This is a genomic window from Brachyspira sp., from assembly GCF_050873525.1.
In the GTDB taxonomy this organism is placed as follows: domain Bacteria; phylum Spirochaetota; class Brachyspiria; order Brachyspirales; family Brachyspiraceae; genus Brachyspira.
In genome coordinates this window covers 1-3800 of record NZ_JBNMIZ010000240.1, presented here as the reverse complement: position 1 = coordinate 3800, position 3800 = coordinate 1, and the positions used below count along the sequence as shown (strand labels likewise).

The 3800-nt window shown below is 22.8% G+C and carries 5 protein-coding genes; all 5 read right to left on the bottom strand.

Going from position 1 to position 3800, the window contains the following annotated elements; all coding sequences use genetic code 11:
- Window positions 1-945, bottom strand: a 945-nt coding sequence (locus tag ACR0QS_RS11895; protein ID WP_432633668.1) for a hypothetical protein, incomplete at its 3' end; no start/stop codon positions are given.
- Window positions 942-1958 carry a glycosyltransferase family 8 protein gene (locus ACR0QS_RS11890; RefSeq protein WP_432633667.1) on the bottom strand — a complete coding sequence of 339 codons (1017 nt, stop codon included), beginning with the start codon at window positions 1956-1958 and terminating at the stop codon, window positions 942-944. The genes ACR0QS_RS11890 and ACR0QS_RS11895, both read right to left, overlap by 4 nt.
- Window positions 1955-2917, bottom strand: coding sequence for a glycosyltransferase family 2 protein (locus tag ACR0QS_RS11885; protein ID WP_432633666.1), 963 nt, complete (start codon window positions 2915-2917; stop codon window positions 1955-1957). The genes ACR0QS_RS11890 and ACR0QS_RS11885 overlap by 4 nt, the downstream gene beginning before the upstream one ends.
- Window positions 2886-3347, bottom strand: coding sequence for a hypothetical protein (locus ACR0QS_RS11880; RefSeq protein ID WP_432633665.1), 462 nt, complete (start codon window positions 3345-3347; stop codon window positions 2886-2888). The genes ACR0QS_RS11885 and ACR0QS_RS11880 overlap by 32 nt, the downstream gene beginning before the upstream one ends.
- Window positions 3344-3800, bottom strand: a 457-nt coding sequence (locus tag ACR0QS_RS11875; protein WP_432633664.1) for a hypothetical protein, incomplete at its 5' end; no start/stop codon positions are given. The genes ACR0QS_RS11880 and ACR0QS_RS11875, both read right to left, overlap by 4 nt.

Here is a 3800-nt window from a genome sequence, read left to right as displayed (position 1 = left end):
TATTTTTTCTCTTGTATTTAATTTTTCTTCGTTGTTATTTGTATGATTATATATATCGTTATTATCTCTCGAATCTAACGAACTTACTTTTAGATTATAAATTTCTTTTTGTTTACTTTCACTATTTTTTTTAGCACTTTCATATTCTGCCTCATTTCTAATAATATTATAATCGGAAAATTGAAAATATTTTAATTTTATAGGCTCTAATCCTTGAGATAACCAATGTTCATACCAAAAATATTCAAAACAATAAAAATTATTTTTAATCTTATCAATATTTAATGTATTATTTTCTATATTTAAATATAAATTTGTAGCTTTATTTATTGTATTTTCATTTCCAAAAAATATTATATCGCTTCCGCCTATCAATGTATTATCTTCTACTAATCCTCTTGCAAAATGATTATGTCCGTAGAAGATTCCATTTTTAGGAATTTCCCAATCATACTCTTTATATATTCTTAAAAAATCATCTATAATGAATTTACTATGAAAAAGTATATCTGGTCTAGTAACTATAATATAATCATACTTTATATTATTTTCTTTAGCATATTTCATTCTTATTTTGGAGGACATAAATTTAGTATAGGCTACATTAACTACTCCTTTATACGCTCTTGGAACTCTACCTATTTTTTCGGTTATTATAAAATCCTCAATTTCTAGTTGTTTGCTTACCAAAATTTTTTTAGGATTATATAGTTTTTTTATTTCTTTTAATGTTCTATCGTTTAATATAATTCCTCTTTTTTCTCCATTCCAATTATGCCATGTAATAGAAGAATGGTCAGTTTCATTCCATGTATGCATAAATATATCTACATTGTATCCTTTTTCAATATTAGCTTCTATAACATTTTTTAATAAAGACTTGCATGTTCTTTTATAGCTTCTCAAATGTCCAAATAGTTGCACCGCTATATTTTTATCACTCATTTTGTATTCCTTTTAAATCTAAACCAATATATTGGAAATGAAAGAATAGATAGTATCAAACCACATATATCCAATACCAATTCAAACATAGAATTTACTATTGCAAATAGTAAATTATTTTTTATTCTTCTAACTTTTCTTGCAAATTCATTATTTAATAAAGATGCCTTAAATATAAAAAATTTATCATAAGAATTTGTCATTTTAGCATATTTATGGTATTCATAATCTCTCATTCTATCTGGAAATCCATAAAAATTCCATGGCTTTTTATAATCTGAAAAATGTATTATATCTGGATTTTTTAAAGCATTTTCAATTTCAGCGTCAGTATATTCCGTATGAAGTTGTTTTTCATATATAGAAGATACTACATTATATTTTATATCTATTATTTTTTTACTATTATAAGTCAATATATTAATAACATCTTGGTCTGCTCCAAAATAAGTTCGGGAAGATAATTTTTTATTTAATTCTAAACATTTTTCAGTAAAATTATCATCTCGCATTTTTTTACAGTTAAATAATAATACTCCAGCATTTACATATCTGTCTTTTATTCCAAATCTATTTTTTGATTTCAATTGTGATACAATTACTGCGGGGTCTTCTACCCCAGCTATATAGTTATTTGACAAATCTATATTAAATAAATCTTTTAAACTTTTTCTTACTATTATATCGCAGTCTAAATATAGGGCTTTGTCTATATCTGGTTTAATAATCGGGATTAAATATCTGTAAAAAGTAGTTGCGCTATTTATATAAGAAGGAGATTTGAAATATATAAATTGATTATTATTAATATTAATAAATTCTACATCAAACTTTTTAATTCTATTCAATGAAATAATATCATCTTTTATTTTATTATCAAAATTATCATTTAATATAAATATTTTTATATCGTCATCATCCATCGCATTTGATAATATAGATGCTATAGCCGTCTGTAAATATGGAGCAAACTTTTTATTTGAAGCAAAAAATATATTAATAGTGTTTGTCATTTTTTATGTCCTTTTGTAAAAAACAGTTTAAATCTTTTATAATTGCCAATAAATTTTATTAAATATTGAAAATTATCTATATTGCTATACCGTTCTGGAAAATGTATTAATTTGAGCATTTTTTTAGAATATTTTTTTACTCTTTTAGTATAATATGGTATTTCATAGAAAAGTTTTATATTTCTTTCCACTAATTGTAAAAATGCATCTTGAAATTTATTTAATATTTTATCGTTAACTAAATTATTGTATATATTGTAAGTCACATCGTATATATCTTCTACTCGACATAAACCTTTATTTGTTTTTCCCATTATAGATTTATCATGCCATCTATAAATATAGAGAAGTTCGTCTATTAAATAAGTTTTTGATGATTTAGTATAAAAAGAATAATAAAACTCTAAATCTTCGTATAGAAGTCCTTCTGACCATTTTATATTATTATCTTTTAAAAAATTTGTTTTATATACTTTGTTCCACGCATTTACTGGAAAATTATTAATATTATTTTCATTTATATATAATAATCTTCCATTATATTCGTATAGTTGCTTATAATAATTATCAGTCGTATATTTATTTGTATTTTGTATATATGTATTTACTTTTACCCAAACGCTATCTAATTTCAATTCATCCAATATTTTAACACATTTTTCAAACATATCTTCAACTATCCAATCGTCCGAATCTATGCAAGAAATATATTCGCCTGAAGAGTTTGATACTCCGACATTTCTCGAATAACCTAACCCCATATTTTTCTTATTTTTTATAATTTTTATTCTATTATCTTGTTTTGAATAATTATTTACTATTTCCATAGAGGCATCATTTCCGCAGTCGTCTATACAAATTATTTCAATATCTTTTAAAGTTTGACTACAAATACTTTTTAAACATTGAGTTATATATTTCTCTACATTATAAACTGGCACTATAACGCTTAATTTCATTATTCCCATCCAAACAATATATTGATTTTAACAAATTTATAAAATCATTTTTTTTCTCTTCAATATAGCTAGTATATTTCTTTAATTCGTCTTTATTATATATTTTATCTTTTTCTAATCTAAAATTAATCATATTGAATAAAGAATTTCTTCCTTCAATTTTAGCATTATCCTCTCCAATGTATTTAAAACTTACGCTATTAGCCACGCATACTAAAGTTGTGTGGATTCTATTTGTAACTACAAAATCCGCACAACTAACTAATTTATAAATACTATCCCAATAACCAAAATAAACAAAATCTTTACAGTCATAATAAGTGTTAGAGGTATTTTCATATACATATATATATTTATATTTATCTTTCAATAAATTTTTATAATATTCTATAAGCATTATATTATCTTTAATTAAATCAATATTAATCAATGCATACCCCCCCCATAATTACATATAGAATTATCAATAATATAATTTGAGTAAAAAGCCAAATCTATCGTATTATAAACATTAAAGGCATTATTAAAAAAGCTAAATGTTATATTATCACGACAAAATATTTCATCATATAAGTTTTGTAATTCATAACATAATGATTTTTCATCTTCATTGTATAATAGACATGAAGCCCCAATTAAAACTTTACGAATTTTAATTTTTGATAATTCAAATAAAATATTTTTAGCTTTTTGAGATATTATGCTTCCTGAAAGGACGAACATGATATCGCAATTATTTTCTATTTGTTTTATATCTTTTTCTAATAATGCTGGCGATGTATATTTATAATTATCAATACTAGCTGAATCTGAAAATTCATATTCATAAAATTTAGAATTATTAAATACTTTATTTAGTAAATATATTCCACCTGCGTTAATA

Coding starts and splice junctions, on each gene's coding strand:
- ACR0QS_RS11890 (WP_432633667.1), bottom strand. CDS start 1,958: ATGACAAACACTATTAATATATTTTTTGCTTCAAATAAAAAGTTTGCT.
- ACR0QS_RS11885 (WP_432633666.1), bottom strand. CDS start 2,917: ATGAAATTAAGCGTTATAGTGCCAGTTTATAATGTAGAGAAATATATA.